Consider the following 17,098-nt stretch of genomic DNA (forward strand, 5'->3'; position numbering starts at 1 on the left):
CCCATGTCCAGCCAGACCGAAATCGAAACCGGGGCGTCCACTTCATCCACGCCAGGCGCCAACCACGGGCAGGGCGTGGATGCGGGGAAAACCAAGCGCAAGTCGCGCAGCCTGCTGCTGCGCATCCTCGCGGTGGGGATCGTGCTGGCCGCGATTGGCTGGGGTGCGTGGTACTTCCTGGAGGGCCGCTGGTATGAGGATACCGACGACGCCTACGTCAACGGCAACGTGGTGCAGATCACGCCGCAGATTGCCGGTACCGTGGTCAGCATCGGCGCCGACGATGGGGATCTGGCGCATGCCGGCGACGTGCTGGTGAAACTCGATCCCAGCGATGCCGACGTGGCCCTGGCCGAAGCCAAGGCCAACCTTGCCAACACCGTGCGCCAGGTGCGTGGCCTGTACAGCCGCGTCAACGGCGCGCAGGCCGACGTCGCGGCGCGCAAGACCGCGGTGGCCAAGGCCCGCGCGGATTACCAGCGCCGCGTGGCGCTGGCCAAGTCCGGGGCAATCTCGGCCGAGGAGCTGGCGCACGCCAGCGACGCCCTGACCTCGGCGGAAAGCGCCTTGATCGCGGCTCAGCAGCAATACCAGACGAGCAAGGTGCTGGTGGACGATACCGTGGTGGCCTCGCATCCGGATGTCCAGGCGGCTGCCGCCAAGCTGCGCGCGGCCTTCCTCACCGACGCGCGCACCCAGCTGGTCTCGCCGGTGGACGGCTATGTGGCCAAGCGGTCGGTGCAGGTCGGGCAGCGGGTGATGCCCGGCACGCCGCTCATGGCCGTCGTGCCCTTGCATGAGGTCTGGATCGACGCGAACTTCAAGGAAACCCAGCTCACCGACATGCGCATCGGCCAGCCGGTATCCATCGTCTCGGACGTCTACGGCAGCGCAGTGAAGTACACCGGCGAGGTGGAAAGCCTTGGCGTGGGTACCGGCAGCGCGTTCTCCCTGCTGCCGGCGCAAAACGCGACCGGGAACTGGATCAAGATCGTGCAGCGCGTGCCGGTGCGCGTGGTGTTCAGCGATCCGCAGCAGCTCCAGGCCCATCCGCTGCGCATCGGCATGTCGGTCACGGTCGATGTCAACCTGCACCATCGAGGCGGTGCCATGCTGGCACAGCAGGCCCCGGCCGAGCCGGTGTTCAGCACCACCGTCTACCGGCAGCAGCTGGCCCATGCCGACGCCGCAATTGCGCAGATCATCCACGCCAACATGGCCGGCAACAAGTAGCCCTTTCCCCGGTACCGTGGAAGCCCGCTGGCGAGCGCAGGTCGCCAGCGGGCTCCGACACGGCATGAACAAATCCGATGTCGAATCAATTCCGCCCACCCAGCCTGGCGATCAGCACCTTTGGCCTGTCCCTGGCCACGTTCATGCAGGTGCTGGACACCACGATTGCCAACGTGTCGTTGCCGACCATCGCCGGCAACCTCGGGGTGAGCAACGACCAGAGCACGTGGGTGATCACCTCGTTTGCGGTGAGCATGGCCATTGCCCTGCCCCTGACCGGCTTCCTCACCCGCCGCTTCGGCGAGGTCAAGCTGTTCGTGTGGTGCACGCTGCTGTTCGCGTTCACCTCGTTCATGTGCGGCATCTCGCAAAGCATGGGCATGCTGATCCTGTTCCGCGCGCTGCAGGGCGCGGTGGCCGGCCCGATGTACCCGATCACGCAGAGCCTGCTGATCGGCATCTACCCGCCTGCCAAGCGCGGCATGGCGCTCGCCCTGCTGGCGATGGTCACGGTGGTGGCGCCGATTGCCGGACCGATACTGGGCGGCATGATCACGGACAATTATTCCTGGCCGTGGATCTTCTTCATCAACGTGCCGATCGGCATCTTTGCCAGCGTGGTCGTGGCCAACCAGTTGCGTGGCAAGATCGAAAGGACCGAGCGGCCGCGCATCGATTACGTTGGCCTGGTCACCTTGATCGTTGGTGTGGGTGCGCTGCAGATCGTCCTGGACAAGGGCAACGATGCGGACTGGTTCAACTCCAACTTCATCATCCTCACCAGCATCGTCTCGGCGATCAGCCTGCTCGTGTTCCTGATCTGGGAGTTGACCGACGATGACCCCATCGTCGACCTGAAGCTGTTTCGCCACCGCAACTTCAGCGCCGGCACGCTGGCCATGGTGCTGGGCTATGCCGCGTTCTTCGCCATCGCCCTGCTGATACCGCTGTGGCTGCAGCAGAACCTTGGCTATACCGCGACGTGGGCCGGCTATGCGACCGCGCCCTTGGGCGTGATCCCCGTCTTGCTGGTGTTCTTCGTCGGCAAGTACGCCAACCGCATGGACCTGCGCCTGCTGGCCGCGCTGTCCTTCCTGGTCATGGGCGCCACCTGTTTCATGCGCGCCAACTTCTACCTGGACGTGGACTTCTACAGCGTGGCCATGGTGCAGTTGTGGCAGGGCCTGGGCGTGGCCTTGTTCTTCATGCCGGTGCTGCAGATCCTGCTCTCCGACCTGGAGCAGAACGAGATTGCCGCCGGTTCCGGCCTGTCCACGTTCCTGCGCACGCTGGCCGGCAGCTTCTCGGCATCCATCACGACGCTCATGTGGACCCGTGGCGCGGTAAGCCACCATGAACAGCTGGCCGAGCACATCACCGCCTATGACCCCGTGGCGCGCGAAGCCATGCGGCAGATCGGGCAAGGCGACCCGCAGCGGGCCGCCGGCGTGATCAACGGCATGATCACCCAGCAGGGCTTCCAGATCTCGTTCAACGAGGTGTTCTACGCCCTGGGTTGGATCTTCATTGCGCTGATCCTGGTGATCTGGCTGGCCAAGCCGCCGTTTGTCGCCAAGGGCGCACGCGTAGCGGCCACCAAGCCCGCATCCTCGCCCGTACCGGCGCCGCAGGCTGCGCACTAGGAGCGTGGGCGGGAGGCTGCCCGGACTCCTAGAATGCGAAGCCGATCCCAAGCAAGGCCATGGTCTCGCCGCGGTTCGGGCCATGCAGGCCGGCGTTGGAGATGTGCCGGAGCTGGAAGCTGAAGTGCTCCCCCTGCCAGCCCACCGAGCTGACGAATTCGTAGTCGCTGCTGAGGGCGAGCGAGTGCCGGTTCTGCACGGCCAGCTGCTCGCTGAAGAACAGGTGCCGGTACCAGGCATCGGTGGCCGCAGGTTGCAGGCGTATGCCCGCGGCCGCCAGCCACACCGCATCGCGCGGGGTGTAGCGGGCACCGTCGTAGCGGTGCAGGCGGCGTCCGCCGATCCAACCGAGCGAGACGTCCGGCGCCCAGGTGATGCGGCTCCCGCCCAGTGGATGGCCGGCAAATACGCCTTCGACAAACAGTACCGTGGCTGGATGGCTGTCCATGTAACTGCGGCCGCCCTCGACCGAGAGCTGCGCGGCGCTGGCAGCGACCGAGGCGAGGCCAAGTGCGCACCATGCGATCGTCAACGCCGCCCAGCGTGCTGCCCTCCGCACCGCGCCAAGGGCGCGCAGGCCTACTTTCAATGTCGACACCTCAGCCATCCTTGCCCGCAATGGGCGCGCACTTCCCTACGCCGGCGATATGGTGCCCGGCACCGTGCAGATCAAGCACCTTGCTGCGGCATCGTTTGCACGATGTGGTCGTTCGAGCGTGTCCATTCATGAGCGTAGGGTGCTTGCCAGGCCGGAGTTCTGGTCGTCCATAGGTTTCCCTGTGGCGGACCCCTGCACGGCGCTCCAGCCCTGAGGTTCCCACGGGCACGGAGGGCCCGCACGGCCGCATGAATCGCGCTATCGTCGGTGGCCGCAAGACTGCATTCGGGGAACCATCATGGGCCTATCGTTTCGCCGTTGCTGGGTTGGGCTTGCAGCCCCCCTTCTGGTTTGTGCGGGCGTGGCCTGGGCCGCCGACAACCCGCCGCCACCGAAATATCCCGCCTTGCCCAGCGAGACGCCGGCGCAGTTCAAGCCCGATCATTCCAGCTTCGGCTACACCATCCGCGAGGTGATGATCCCGATGCGCGACGGGATCAAGCTGCATACGGTGATCATGCTGCCACGCGGCGCACGCGATGCGCCGATCCTCTTCACCCGCACGCCGTACGACGCCTCCGGCATGGTCACCCAGACCGAGCATGCGCAGTTGAGTGGCAGCATGGCGACGGCGCTGCAGACCCACGACGGCTTCGACAATCCGGTGGCGCTGATCGTCAAGGGTGGATACATCCGCGTGGTGCAGGACGTCCGCGGCAAGTACGGTTCGCAGGGCGACTTCGTGATGAACCGCCCGTTCCGTGGCCCGCTCAACGCCACGCCGGTGGACGAGGCGACCGACACCTCCGACAGCATCGACTGGCTGGTCAAGCACCTCCCGGAAAGCAACGGCAAGGTCGGCGTCCTCGGCATTTCCTACGACGGCTACGAGGCCCTGGTTGCCCTGGTGCACCCTAATCCCGCGCTCAAGGTCGTGGTGCCGATGAACCCGATGGTGGACGGTTGGATGGGTGACGACTGGTTCCACAATGGCGCGTTCCGTCAGCAGAACCTGCCCTACATCTACACACAGGTGGCGACGCGCGGCAACACCGAACCCTGGTGGAGCAATTTCTACGACGACTACGACCTGTACCTGCATTACGGCTCCGCCGGCGCGATGGGCAAGGCGTATGCGATGGGGCAGATCGGCTTCTGGAACAAGCTCACCGCGCATCCGGCCTACGACGCGTTCTGGAGCGGGCAGGCGCTCGACAAGATCCTGGCCAAGCTGCCGCTCTCGGTGCCCATGCTGCTGGTCCACGGGCTCTGGGACCAGGAGGATATCTACGGTCCCCTGGCCGTCTACAAGGCGCTCGAGCCCAAGGACACCGGCAACGACATGGTCTTCCTGGTGATCGGGCCGTGGCACCACGGCCAGCAGCTTGAACCGGGCGACCATCTCGGTGCGATCCGTTTCGGCAGCGATACCGGCACGTATTTCCAGGAACACATCCTGGCCCCGTTCCTCGCCCATTATCTGCAGAACGACGCGCCGCCCAATCCCGTCGCGCCGGTCACGGCCTTCCGTACCGGCACCAATCAATGGGAACGCCTGCAGTCCTGGCCCGCGGGCTGCAGCCAGGGTTGTTCGATCATGCCGACTCCGCTCTACCTGCATGCCGGCGACACGGCTGGTTTCGAGGCGCCGTCGGCGGGCGAGGCCGCAACCACCGACTACGTGTCCGATCCGGCCAAGCCGGTGCCTTACCGCGCCCGGCCGATCCTGCCGGTCGGCTACGACGGCGACCAGACCTGGCCACGCTGGCTGGTCGACGACCAGCGCAGCTTTTCCGGCCGCACCGACGTGGCCACGTTCAAGTCCGCCGTGCTCGACCAGGACGTAACCATTGCCGGCCAGCCGCAGGTGAACCTCGTCGCCTCCACCAGCGGCACCGATGCGGACTGGGTGGTCAAGTTGATCGATGTCTACCCGGACCAGGTGGCGGCTGAGCCGGCGTCGGGCCAGCAACGGCTGGGCGGCTACCAGCTGGCCGTGGCCATGGACATCTTCCGCGGCCGTTATCGCGAGAGTTTCTCCACTCCGCACGCGTTGACGCCGGACCAGCCGCTGCAATACCGCTTCGAACTGCCTACCGCAAACCACGTGTTCCGCGCCGGCCACCGCATCATGGTGCAGGTGCAGTCCAGTTGGTTCCCGCTCTACGACCGCAATCCGCAGACCTACGTGCCGAACATTTTCTTCGCCAAGCCGGCGGACTACGTCAAGGCCACGCAGCGCATCTACCACGCGCCCGGGAAGGCCAGCTACGTCGAGCTGCCGGTGGTGGCGGGCAAATAGACGGCCATGCCGCAGTCGGCCACCGGCCGGGCGGCCGGGCCTTAAGTTTGGCGTCGATGCTAAGATCAAGGAACCCGCACAGGCGAGAGGATGCCATCATGTCCGACCCTATCAAGGCGCCCGAGCAGAATGATCGCGGCAATGTGTCAGGCAAGGGCACTCCTCCACCGACCATCGGCCCCACCAGGCGCCACAAGATGTATTGGGGCTGGATCGTGGGTATCATCGTCCTGCTCTTGATCCTGTGGGGGTTCTTTGGCATGGACCACGAGAAGCCCGTCATTCATCCGGCCATGGAACCGGCCCCGGCCGCATCGACGCTGTAGCAGGCGCCTGTTCTGGCCGCGTGGCTTCCGCCACGCGGCGCGCCGCCATGTAGCGGTTCTCGCGTCGGTGCATTTCGCCCCCATTGTCGTGCGCCGTGGCTCAGCGGCGTGGGGACACCGGCGTGGGCCCGTCCCCACCCGCGGCTGCCGCCGGCCAGGTGCGCCGCAGCGGGTGCGCCTCGGTGTTGAAGGTGACGGCGTCGAAGTCCAATGCGTCGGGCTTGAACAGCAGGTAGTAGTACTTGAAGGTCTCGGCCAGCACGTAGCTCTGCATGGCGTCGCGCTGCTGCTTGGTGACGACGCTCTCCAGCGCCGCGTAGCCGGCGGCGGTGCGGCAGTACTTCACGAAATCCCCGAACATCGTGCGCCCCATGGCCAGGTACTTCGGGTCATGGGTGTAGTGGTGGAGGTAATACGTGGACTCGACGATTTCCGGCCGCAAGGCGTAGCCCGGCGCGAGCACGCGCATGCTGCGGTAGTCCAGCTCCTCCGGCTCGATGCCGTGGAGCTGCCACATGCGGAAGCCGGAATCCTGCAGGCGCGCGGCGCGGTCGAGGTCGCCGGACAACGCGAGCAGCGCGGGGAAGAACGCGTCGAGCGCGCCGTAGGTGGTGGCGGTGCGCTTGCCGGTGCGCATGTCGGCGTGGCCGTACCAGAGCTCGCCGCGCACCTCGTCGGCCAGGTACTTGTTGATGGCCGGAATGCTGGCCTTCCACATCGCCAGGCACTCCTGGTCGCCAAACAGGCGCCAGCATTTCCACAGGTACTCGGCGTAGCTGTCGATGCCGCCGGAGATGCTGGAGTCGCGGTTGGTCCACTGCCCGGTCTCGACATTGATGCCGGCGCCGACCAGGCCGATCTTCGAGCGGCGCCGGAAGGTCTCGACCAGCGCGCGCTTGGCCTTGGCATAGAACACGGGCTTGCCGGTGAGCTTGCTGAGCGTGCCGAATTCCAGCAGCAAGGTACCGGTCTCGGCCGGATTGGTGACCACGCCGCGGGTCTTGCCGGTACGCAGGTTGATGAATTCCCAGGGCAGGCCGGTGGGTGAGTCGAACGCCGGCAGCAGGCGCGTGCCCAGATCCTCGGCCTTGTGCAGCAGGCGCTCGTCACCGGTGAGTTGATAGCCGGATAGCAATCCGCCCAGCAGGCGGATGGTGATCTCGAAGTTCTTGACGTAGATGTCCTGGTCGAAGTCGAGGCGGGTGGCGATCAGCTCGCGGTCGGCATCGGCTTCATCCTTGAGGCCCATCAGCACCAGGGTGTCCAGCGCGTCGACCGGGGTCATCAGCAGCGACTGGCCGTACCAGTCGAATGGGGTCTTCGTGAGCGGGCGCAGTTCGTCGTGGCCCCAGGCGTAGCGCTTGTAGTTGTTCCACGCGTGCAGGAACTCAGCCTTGACCTGGGCGGCCATCGCGGCAGTGTCGACGGGCACGGGCTCTGGCTCTGGCGGCGGCGCAGCGCTGGCGCACCACGCTGGCAGCGCCGTCAACAGCAGCGCCAGCAAGTTGACCAGCAACGTGTTGGGAATCTTCATCGGACGGGTTCCATTCTGGATCCCCGCCTTCGCGGGGATGACGAGCACAAGCAGGTGCCAGCAAGCTATGCCAGCACGTTGAGCACCTCGTAGCACGCGCCCATGGTGTGGTAATCGGTCTTGCCGGCCGGGCTCTTCTCGTCGCTGTACTTGCGGTTGCGGCGGTCGAGGATGCGGTACCAGGCGCCGTAGTCGTGATCGACGAAATGCGTCCACGCGTATTCCCACAGGCGCTGGTACCACTGCCAGTAGACGTCCTCGCCGGTGCGCTGGGCGAGGCAGGCCGCAGCGGCCAGCGACTCGGCCTGCACCCAGTAGTACTTGTCGTCGTCGCAGATCGTGCCGTCCGGGGCGAAGCCGTAGCACAGGCCGCCGTACTCGGCGTCCCAGGCCTTGGCGACGGCCGTGTCGAACAAATGGCGCGCGGTCGGCAGCAGCCAGTCGGCTTCGACGTGGCGGCCCAGGATCAGCAGCAGCTTCGCCCATTCGGTCTGGTGTCCGGGCTGAAAGCCCCAGGGCCGGAACAGGTGCTTGGGGTTGTCGCGGTTGTATTCCCAGTCGATGTTCCAGTCCGCGTCGTAGTGTTCCCAGACCAGGCCGCCGGCCTTGGCGGCCTGGCGGCGGGTCATATGCTCGGCGAGGAGGAGCGCGCGGTCGAGATAGCGCTGTTCGCCGCTCGCGTCGTAAGCCGCGAGCATCGCCTCGCACAGGTGCATGTTCGCGTTTTGCCCGCGGTAGGGCGCGAAATGCCAGTCGAAGTCGGCCTCGTCGCGATACAGGCCGGCATGCGCATCCCAAAAGTGGCGCTCCAGGAGTTCCCAGGTTTCTTCCATCCACGCCGCGGCTTCGGGAATGCCGGCGCGGTGCGCGCTCGCATAGGCGACCAGCACGAAAGCCACGCCGTAGGCATGGTTCGTCGTGTCGTCCGGCCAACCCTTCTCCAGCGTCCAGGCGTAGCCGCCGCTGCCCGCGTTGCGATGCGCCTTGCGCAGATAGTCCAGGCAGTGTCGCGTGGCGTCCACGTACGCCGGCTCGCCAAATGCGCGCGCGGCCATCGCGTAGTCGAAGACGAAGCGCGTACTGCTGACCAGGTGCCGGTGTTCGCGGTCGTAGACGCTGCCGTCGTCGCGGAAGTAGTGGAAGCAGCCACCGTCCGGATCGAGGCAACGCGGGTGGTAGAACGCCATGGTGTCGCGGATGTGCTGGCGCAGGAACGCCGGCGAACGGAAATCAGGAAGGCTGGAATGCTGCGTGTCCATGGGCAACCTGGGGCGTGGGCGGGGAGCCGGGCGGCTGCGACTTCGCCGTCCTGACCATTTTACGCCCCGGTTCTCGGCTCATGGACGAACGGCAACTGCTCGGTGCGGGACTCCCTGTTTCGTCATCCCCGCGAAAGCGGGGATCCAGTGCCTCGGCCTTCCCGGGACGCATGAAGGCACTGGATTCCCGCTTTCGCGGGAATGACGAGGATGGAGGTCCGCGTTTGACTTAAGACCGTTCTCCACGCAGTTTCGGAACCGCACCGCCTGCCAGGCCTCCGCCGCTCGCGCCTTTACGCGTTTTGCTGCAGGAAGGTGTGCACGGCCTGGCGGGTCGGCATGGCCGAGAAGGAACCGGCACGGGTGACGGCCAGCGCGCCGCAGGCGGCGGCGAAGCGTAGCGCGTCGTCGCGGCGCGTGTCGGCTTCGGCGAAACCGGTCAAGGCCGGCGCGCGCGCACCGGCGCCGCACAGCTGGTACAGCAGGCCGGCCACGAACGCATCGCCCGCGCCCGTGGTGTCGACCGCGCTCACGCTGAACGCGGGCAGCTCACCATGGCGGTTGCGCGTGTACCAGCGCAAGCCGCGCGCGCCATCGGTGACGACGATGAACTGGGCCGTGCCCTGCCAGAGGCGTGCAAACACGACCGCCTCGCCACCGGCGGGGGCGGCCAAAAAATCCAGTTCCTCGGCACTCAATTTGACCAGATCGGCCTCGGCCAAGGCCCGCCAGAGCTGCGGCGTCGGATCCCCGCCGCGCGGCCACAACGCGGGGCGCAGGTTCATGTCGAAGCTGACCAAGGCTTCGGCCGCGCGGGCACGGCGCATGCCCTGCACGGTGACGTGCGCAATCGCCTCTTCCGTGAGGCTGTTGGAGCAGGCGTGGAAGGCCGCGGCGCCGCGGAACATGGCCTGGTCGAAATGCACCTCGCGAAACAGCAGGTCGGCGGCCGGCGGGCGGTAAAAGCTGAAGCTGCGCTCGCCATCCGCGGCATGCGCGACAAAGGCGAGTGCGGTCGGCGCCGCGGCGGTGCGCGCCACATGGCTGGTGTCGACGCCGGCCGCGCGCAACTGCGCGAGCAGCAGGTCGCCAAACATGTCGCGAGCGAGCATGCCGACGAACGCGGCGTGGCCGCCGAGCCGGGCCACGCCGACCGCGACGTTGGCCGGCGCGCCGCCGGCATGTGGCACGAACACCGGCGGCGCCTGCGCGTCGAGCGCGGCCTGCGCATGGAAATCGATCAGCGCCTCGCCGAAGCACAGCACCGGCTTCATGCGACGCGCGACCCGCGCAGCCCATAGAACACGATGTACGCGTAGCACACGAGCGGCAGCACGAACGAGGGCTGCACGCCAATGTGGTCGGCCAGGAAACCCTGCGCGGGCGGAACCAGCGCGCCGCCAACGATGCCCATGATCATCAGGCTGGAGGCGCGGCTGGTCAGCGCGCCCATCTTCTCGATGCCGAGGGTGAAGATGGTCGGGAACATCACCGAGTTGAACAGGCCGATCGCGACCACGCTCCACATCGCCACGTGGCCGTGCGTGGTCATCGTGGTGACCACCAGCAGGCCGGCGGCTACGGCAAACACGCTGAGGATCGTGCGCGGGTCGATCGCCTTCATCAGCAGCCAGCCGACGAAGCGCCCGACCATCGCGCCACCCCAATAGAGCGCCACGTAGCGGGTCGCGGTGGCCGGGTCGATCGCGCCGATCCCAGGCAGCGAGATGTAGTTGATCATGAAGCTGCCAATCGAGACTTCGGCGCCCACGTAGACGAAGATGGCGGCGACGCCGAACGCGACGTGTGGATGGCGCAGCGCATCGCGCAGGCGGTGTTCGGCTCCGGCCTGCGTGTCTCCGTCGGTCTTGAGTGGCGGCAGGCGGAACAGCCAGATGGCGACGGCGAGGGCGATCATCACGAGCGCCAGGCCGAGATACGGACCCTGCACCAGCCGCGCCTGCTCCAGCCGATACGCCACCTGCTGCGCCTCGGGCAGCCCGGCCAGGGCAACGGCGCCGAGCGTGGTGCCGGTGAGGATCAGCGGGCCGATCACATAGGGGCCGATCACCGTGCCCAGCGAGTTGAACATCTGCGCCAGGTTCAGCCGGCTCGACGCCAGCTTCTCGTCGCCGAGCAGGCTGACGTAGGGATTGGCCGCGACCTGCAGGCCGGTGATGCCCGTGGCCAGGATGAAGAACGCGCCGAGGAACACGGGATACGAGGCAAGCATCGCCGCCGGCAGGAAGAGCAGCGCGCCGAGCGCGGCGACCAGCAGGCCGAGGATGATCGTGGCGCGGTAGCCGACGCGGGCGAGCACCGCGCCGCAGGGCACGGACATGATGAAGTAGGCGCCGAAGAACGTGAACTGCACCAGCATTGCCTGGAAGTAGTTCAGCGTGAACAGGGTCTTCAGGTGCGGGATCAGGATGTCGTTCAGGACGGTCATCAACCCCCACATCAGGAACACGCCGTTGATGACGACGAGCGCGGTGCGGGTGCTGGCGGTGTGGCGGGTCATGGCTGGTCCTGGTCGTCGCTGCGTGATGCACATGGTGGCTCGGGCAACGAAAGGTCTCCCCTTAGGGACGGTCTGAACAATCAAGAGCGAATGGTGCAGATCTTCCCTAGGTGATTCCACGCTGCCGGACCGTGCGCATCATGCAGCACAGCGTGTCCGAGCGCACGTCGCGTGTTAGTTTCAACGCCGATCCAAGCCAGCCCAAGGGGCGTACCCATGCCGTCTGTTCCCCGTCTTCCGCTGCGCGCCGTTTGTGGCGCGGCGCTGCTGTTCGTTGCCGCCACCGTCTTGGGCGACCTGTCCGCCGCGCATGCCGCGGCGCCGACCACGCCCACCGGTTGGGCCGCGGTCGATCCCATGATCGGCACCGGCGGCGATGGCCATACCTTTCCCGGCGCCACCGTGCCGTTCGGCATGATCCAGCTCAGCCCCGACACGGCCATGCCGGACTTCAAGCACGCCTACAAGTGGGCGGCTGGCTACCGCTACGAGGACCACAGCATCCTCGGCTTCTCGCACACCCACTTTTCCGGCAGCGGGCACTCCGACCTGGGCGACGTCATGGTGATGCCCGGCGTGGGCAAGCCGCAGCTCGACCCTGGCAGTCCCGACCGGCCCGGCAGCGGCTACCGTTCCGAGTTCAGCCACGCCAGCGAAGTGGCGCAGCCCGGCTACTACGCGGTGACGCTCGCCACCAGTGGCGTGCGCGTGGAACTGACCGCGGGCCAGCGCATCGGTTGGCATCGCTACACCTTCCCGAAGGGACAGGCGGCGCACGTGCTGCTGGACCTGCGGCCCAGCATCTACGACTACCCGGGCAAGGTGCTGTGGTCGCGGCTGCAGGTGGCGGCGGACGGCACGGTGACCGGCTACCGCGAGACGCGCGGCTGGGCGCCCGGGCGGCAGCTGTATTTCGCCATGCGTTTCTCGCAGCCGATGACCTCGCACGACCTGGTCAACCGCGAGCAGGACATCGTCTACAAGGGCTTCCAGGGGCCGGCGTCCAACCCCGCTGGCAACGACGCCGTGGAAGGCAAGCAACTGGAAGGCGTGTTCGAGTTCGGCAAGCTCCGCTCACCGCTGCTGGTCAAGGTGGCCATCTCCACGGTCAGCGCGGCGAATGCCGTGGCCAACCTCGATGCCGACGGCCAGGGCTGGGATTTCGATGCGCGCCGCAGCGACGCGCGCGCCGCCTGGAGCCAGGCGCTGGCGGCGATCGACGTCGATGCCGCGCCGGAGGTGACGAGGAACTTCTATACCGCGATGTACCACGCCCTGCTTGCGCCCAACCTCGCGATGGACGTCAACGGCGAGTACCGCGGTCCCGACCACGGCGTGCACGAGGCGGACGGCCATACGTTTTATTCCACCTGGTCGCTGTGGGACGTGTACCGCGCCCAGCAGCCCCTGCTTGCGTTCATCCAGCCGGCACAGCGCGTGAACGACCTGGTGAACTCGCTGCTCGCCGCGCAACGCTCGAGCCCGTTCGGCATCCTGCCGGTATGGGCATACCAGGGCCTGGAGACCTGGTGCATGATCGGCTACCACGCCGTGCCGGTGATTGCCGACGCCTACATGAAGGGCTTCCGCGGCTTCGACGCCGAGGCCGCGCTGAAGGCCATGGTCGCGAGCGCCACCTATGCGCCTTATGGCGGTCTCGGCGACTACATGAAGCTGGGTTATGTGCCGATCGACCGCGAACCCGAAGCCGCGTCCAAGACCGTCGAATACGCGTTTGACGACTGGACGATCGCCCGCATGGCGCAGGCCATGGGCCGCCAGGACGTCGCACAGGCGTTCTTCAAGCGTGCCGGCAACTGGCGCAACGTGTTCGATCCGAAGACCGGTTTCGTTCGCGCGAAGAAAGCCGACGGCAGCTTCCGCACGCCGTTCGACCCGGCCTCGGCCGGCTATGGCAGCGACTATACCGAGGGCAATGCCTGGCAATACTCATGGTACGAGCCGCAGGACATCGCCGGGCTGATCGGCGAGCTCGGCGGCGACGCCAAGCTGGTCGCCAAACTCGACGCGCTGTTCGAGGCCAAGGTCGATCCCAAGGAATTCGCCAACGTCGAGGACATCTCGGGACTCATCGGCTACTACGCCCACGGCAACGAGCCCAGCCACCACATCGCCTACCTCTATGACTATGCCGGCGCGCCGTGGAAGACCCAGCAGCGCCTGGCCGAGATCATGCACACCCAGTACGCGCCGACGCCGACCGGCCTGGCCGGCAACGACGACCTGGGCCAGATGTCCGCGTGGTACCTGTTTACCGCGCTTGGCTTCTATCCGGTGGCGCCGGCCAGCAACCAGTACGTGATTGGCCGCCCATTCGTGCGCAGCGCCACCATGCACCTGCCCAACGGCAAGAGCTTCCGCATCGTCGCCGAGCACCTGGACGCGGCCCATCCCTACATTGGCAGTGTCACGCTGGACGGCAAGCCGCTGGACCGCACCTGGCTCGACTACACGGACGTCACCGCTGGCGGCGAACTCCACTTCGTCATGCAGGCGCAACCAAATCGCCAGTGGGGTACCGCCGTGGCCGCGCGCCCGTACGCGATGAGCACCTATTGAAAAGGTGCCAGGGACAATTTCCACCGGGTACCAATTGTCCCTGGCACTGCTTTTTCTGACGCTATTCCTTATTGCCCGTCGTCATCGCGCCAATGGCGGCCATGGCCGCGCCATCCGCGGTCGTGGTCGCGCCATTCGTCGTGGTCACGCCAGCCGCGGTGGTCGTAGCGATAATCGCGCGGCACGTAGTAGATGCGCGGTGCATAGTAGGCAGGCGCCGGCTCGTAGTACGTACGGGGCGGCGCGTAATAGGCCGGCCTGGTGTAGACCACCGTGGGCGGCGGCGCGTACATGATGGGCGCCGGTTCGAACAGTCCGCCCAGGTTGACGCCGACGAATACCCGTGTGTGGGCAGAGGCGATCGCGGGTACCGCGACCAAGAGCGCGAGCCCAGTCGCCGTGGCAAGGAGTCTGATTTTTTTCATGCTGTACCTCCGCGTTCCGGTTGTCTGCGGCATGGTCCTGCCGCATGGATCGACGGTATGGACATCGCATTTGTGTTCGCTTAGCCGGCACTCCCGCGTTGGTATGCGTTCATGCAGTTCGTACCACACATGCGGAAGTGCCGGCTCCGTACGTTTCACTTCAGAACGCGTACCGCAGCGAGGCACCAGCGCCCCAGTCGGGACTGCCATCGGAGAAGCCAGCCAGCACATAGGCCTGCAGGCGCCAGGCGTCACTGAAGCGGTGATTCCAATAGCCCGTCAGTTCGCGCGCTGCATAGCCGGCGTCGGCGATCTTTTGCCGGTAGTAGAAGTACCCGCCCAGATCATCCGTGGAGCTGAGCTTGTAGCCCGCGCCGAAATTTGCGTTCCAGCCGTTGTTCAGGACGATGTACTGCGACGAGCCGTACTTCATCCACCCGGCGCCGCCGAAGACGGTCCACGCGCCAAAGCCCTTGTAGGCATCGAGATTCAAGCCGTAATCGTTCTGCCCGGTGCCAAGTCCCTTGCTGGTGCTGGCGGTGCCGAACTTGACCTTGCCCGTCAGGTCGAGACCGAACCTGGCGGCGTCGTCGCGCACCACGCCATAGGTCGCCTGCGCCACGACGTCACCCAAGCCCGAGGCCGAGCCGGTGGTCTCCGTCACCGGCACCACGACCGTGGTGCCGCCGCCGATGATGTTGCCGTTGCCTATGCCGCGTCCCTGGCCACGGCCTTGCGGATTCCCGTTCTCCACGCGGCCGATGCCGGGAATGACGTTGTTCGCGCCGCTGATGTTGACCCAGGGCACGGTCACCTTCACCGACCAGCGATCGGCCATATAGCCGAGGCTGAGCGGCACATCCCAGATATCGGTGGTGGACGGGGTGCCGTAGCTGCCGCTGCTGTAGTCGAAACCGGCGGCCAGCGTGGAGTGTCCCGCGTCGGCGGCCAAGGCGGGTGCTCCCCACGCGCCCAGTGCGAGAGCCGGAACCAGGATTGCGAGCAACTTCTTGTCGTTCATTGTGTTGTTTGTCCCATAGGCATAGAAAGCGGGCGCCTTGGGCGCCCGCGGGAAACGAAACGTGCAGGAGATTGCCTAGCCGCCGCCCGGCCGGCCCACATGGCTTGGCATGTCGGGGCGGCTTGGCATCATGGGACGCTCAGGCCGGCTGGGCATCATCGGGTGGTCAGGTCGAGTCGGCATCGCTGGACGCTCGGGACGAGCGGGCATCGCTGGCTGGTCGGGCCGGGTCGGCATCGTTGGATGCGCCGGGTTTGCCGGATGCAGGACGTCGGCAGTGTCAGCAGTGTCGGCAGTGTCGGCAGGACGCTCAACGCGGCCCGCGTGGGCAAGCGCGGCGTGTGCGTTCGCACTCTCGGCGGCGCTGACCACGCTGCCCAGCTTGCCCGTGCCCAAGGTGTTGGAGATCTGTCCCCAGCCTTCACCCTGGGCCCGCAGGGCGAGCACACCCTGCAGGGTGTGCGTGCTGCCATCGGCGAGGGTGACATCGCCGCCGTTCAGGGCCGCAGTGATTTCAGCCCCGGTCGGATCGACGATGCCAAGCTTGTTCAAGTCTGCCTGGGCCAGCGCCAACGCGATGTTGACGTTGCCGTACCCCAGTTTGCCCGTCGCGGGCTGGAAGCTGTCCGGCACGACTTGGGTCGTGGTGGTGCCATCCGGGTTGTCGACGGTGACCGTCGTCTCCAAGGTGGTGAGGGTGCCGTCGCGCAGGCCAGCCACCAGGGCATCGGCGTTGGTGTCGGAGCCGGCAAATGTGCTGTAACGGTCGGCGAGGCGCGTGGCGTCGGTGTTGGTGTTGGTGGACGGCGTCGGTACGGGCGGCGGGGTCTGTGCCCATGCCGCAGCAGCAAACGTCGACAAGGCGGCAGCACAAAGCAATGCAAGTGGACGATGGGGTTGGGTCATCATGGAAGTGTCCCGTAGCAATGGGGGAACCGGGTGCCATGCCTGGCGTCGTGCAGCGATCGAGCTGCATGGGAGCTCCATGCCTCCCGGCAATACTCCGGTTGCCACTCCCGTCTGCGCAAGTACCTGGTCGCCCCGGGTTCAGTGCACATTTCGGAAAGCACGGTCACGGAAGGACTGCTGTCGACAATTCGCGTGACGGCGTTCACACGCGGAATGAGATATGCACGTTAAGCGCGACTTGCCATCAACGGCGCGGAACTTCGGTTACGCGATGCCTTTGGCTTCACCGGTTTAGGACCGCTTCTTATTTCCCGGCGCAGAAGAACTCGATGCGGATGCCGCCGGGGGCGTAGCAGATGGTGTGTTTCGCCGGACCGCCACCCACGGGCTGCGGCGCAAACTCGATCGGGACGCCGCCGGCCCGCAGCTTCTGGTGCAGTGCGCCCAGTGCCGCCTCGTCGGCGACCGCGAAGGCGACGTGGTGCAGGCCGATGTTCTTGTGCCGGTCAAACGCATGCGGTTGCTCGTCCTTGGCTGCCCACAGGGTCACCAGCACCGCGCCATCGCTGACGAAGACCGCGGGATAGTCGGTGCGCGTGACTTCCTGCCAGCCCAGCAATCCGGTGAAGAACCTTGCCGTGTCTTCGAGTACCGGCGTCGTCAACCCGAGATGGTGGACGCCTTGCGTCAATGCCTTGGCCATGACCTGCTCCGTTGTGGAAATTCCTTCCACTATACGTCTGCGTC

General features: G+C 66.3%; 14 protein-coding genes. 5 read left to right on the forward strand and 9 right to left on the reverse strand.

Going from position 1 to position 17,098, the window contains the following annotated elements; all coding sequences use genetic code 11:
* Positions 1 to 3 precede the first annotated feature (3 nt).
* Together AC3WJB_RS03760 and AC3WJB_RS03765 are read left to right on the forward strand one after the other, a co-directional pair.
* On the forward strand, positions 4 to 1,233 hold the full coding sequence (locus AC3WJB_RS03760) for an HlyD family secretion protein (protein ID WP_492678856.1): 1,230 nt from the start codon (positions 4 to 6) through the stop codon (positions 1,231 to 1,233).
* A gap of 77 nt (positions 1,234 to 1,310) precedes the next feature.
* Positions 1,311 to 2,876, forward strand: a complete 1,566-nt coding sequence (locus AC3WJB_RS03765; RefSeq protein WP_492678858.1) for a DHA2 family efflux MFS transporter permease subunit — start codon at positions 1,311 to 1,313, stop codon at positions 2,874 to 2,876.
* A 28-nt stretch (positions 2,877 to 2,904) separates the two neighbouring features.
* Here the strand turns inward: AC3WJB_RS03765 and AC3WJB_RS03770 are convergent, their stop codons facing one another.
* Positions 2,905 to 3,474 (reverse strand): lipid A 3-O-deacylase, encoded by a 570-nt coding sequence (locus AC3WJB_RS03770; protein WP_492678860.1) that lies wholly within the window; start codon positions 3,472 to 3,474, stop codon positions 2,905 to 2,907.
* A gap of 298 nt (positions 3,475 to 3,772) precedes the next feature.
* On the opposite strand from AC3WJB_RS03770, the gene AC3WJB_RS03775 reads away from it, so the two are divergent.
* Positions 3,773 to 5,776, forward strand: coding sequence for a CocE/NonD family hydrolase (locus tag AC3WJB_RS03775; protein ID WP_492678862.1), 2,004 nt, complete (start codon positions 3,773 to 3,775; stop codon positions 5,774 to 5,776).
* A 98-nt stretch (positions 5,777 to 5,874) separates the two neighbouring features.
* A complete protein-coding gene (locus tag AC3WJB_RS03780) occupies positions 5,875 to 6,102 on the forward strand; it encodes a hypothetical protein (protein ID WP_492678864.1) in 228 nt (75 codons plus the stop codon).
* A 100-nt stretch (positions 6,103 to 6,202) separates the two neighbouring features.
* Here the strand turns inward: AC3WJB_RS03780 and AC3WJB_RS03785 are convergent, their stop codons facing one another.
* The 4 genes from AC3WJB_RS03785 to fucP form a co-directional block, all read right to left on the reverse strand.
* A complete protein-coding gene (locus AC3WJB_RS03785; RefSeq protein ID WP_492678866.1) occupies positions 6,203 to 7,636 on the reverse strand; it encodes a glycoside hydrolase family 47 protein in 1,434 nt (477 codons plus the stop codon).
* Positions 7,637 to 7,701: 65 nt separating this feature from the next.
* Positions 7,702 to 8,895: an AGE family epimerase/isomerase gene (locus AC3WJB_RS03790; RefSeq protein ID WP_492678868.1), complete on the reverse strand. Its 1,194-nt coding sequence runs from the start codon at positions 8,893 to 8,895 to the stop codon at positions 7,702 to 7,704.
* A gap of 293 nt (positions 8,896 to 9,188) precedes the next feature.
* Positions 9,189 to 10,169: a carbohydrate kinase family protein gene (locus tag AC3WJB_RS03795; protein ID WP_492678870.1), complete on the reverse strand. Its 981-nt coding sequence runs from the start codon at positions 10,167 to 10,169 to the stop codon at positions 9,189 to 9,191.
* A complete protein-coding gene (gene fucP, locus AC3WJB_RS03800; protein WP_492678872.1) occupies positions 10,166 to 11,416 on the reverse strand; it encodes an L-fucose:H+ symporter permease in 1,251 nt (416 codons plus the stop codon). Before fucP ends, AC3WJB_RS03795 begins: the two co-directional genes overlap by 4 nt.
* Positions 11,417 to 11,632: 216 nt before the next feature.
* On the opposite strand from fucP, the gene AC3WJB_RS03805 reads away from it, so the two are divergent.
* Positions 11,633 to 13,996 carry a GH92 family glycosyl hydrolase gene (locus AC3WJB_RS03805; protein WP_492678874.1) on the forward strand — a complete coding sequence of 788 codons (2,364 nt, stop codon included), beginning with the start codon at positions 11,633 to 11,635 and terminating at the stop codon, positions 13,994 to 13,996.
* Positions 13,997 to 14,064: 68 nt separating this feature from the next.
* Here AC3WJB_RS03805 and AC3WJB_RS03810 read toward each other — a convergent pair whose 3' ends face one another.
* The 4 genes from AC3WJB_RS03810 to AC3WJB_RS03825 form a co-directional block, all read right to left on the reverse strand.
* Positions 14,065 to 14,421 carry a hypothetical protein gene (locus AC3WJB_RS03810; protein ID WP_492678876.1) on the reverse strand — a complete coding sequence of 119 codons (357 nt, stop codon included), beginning with the start codon at positions 14,419 to 14,421 and terminating at the stop codon, positions 14,065 to 14,067.
* A gap of 160 nt (positions 14,422 to 14,581) precedes the next feature.
* Entirely contained in the window at positions 14,582 to 15,442 is an 861-nt protein-coding gene (locus AC3WJB_RS03815; protein WP_492678878.1) for a transporter, read from the reverse strand.
* Positions 15,443 to 15,517: 75 nt separating this feature from the next.
* Positions 15,518 to 16,351, reverse strand: coding sequence for a hypothetical protein (locus tag AC3WJB_RS03820; RefSeq protein ID WP_492678880.1), 834 nt, complete (start codon positions 16,349 to 16,351; stop codon positions 15,518 to 15,520).
* Between the two features lie 304 nt (positions 16,352 to 16,655).
* On the reverse strand, positions 16,656 to 17,054 hold the full coding sequence (locus AC3WJB_RS03825; RefSeq protein ID WP_492678882.1) for a VOC family protein: 399 nt from the start codon (positions 17,052 to 17,054) through the stop codon (positions 16,656 to 16,658).
* Between the last annotated feature and the right edge of the window lie 44 nt (positions 17,055 to 17,098).

The organism is Rhodanobacter sp. FW510-R10, assembly GCF_058781105.1.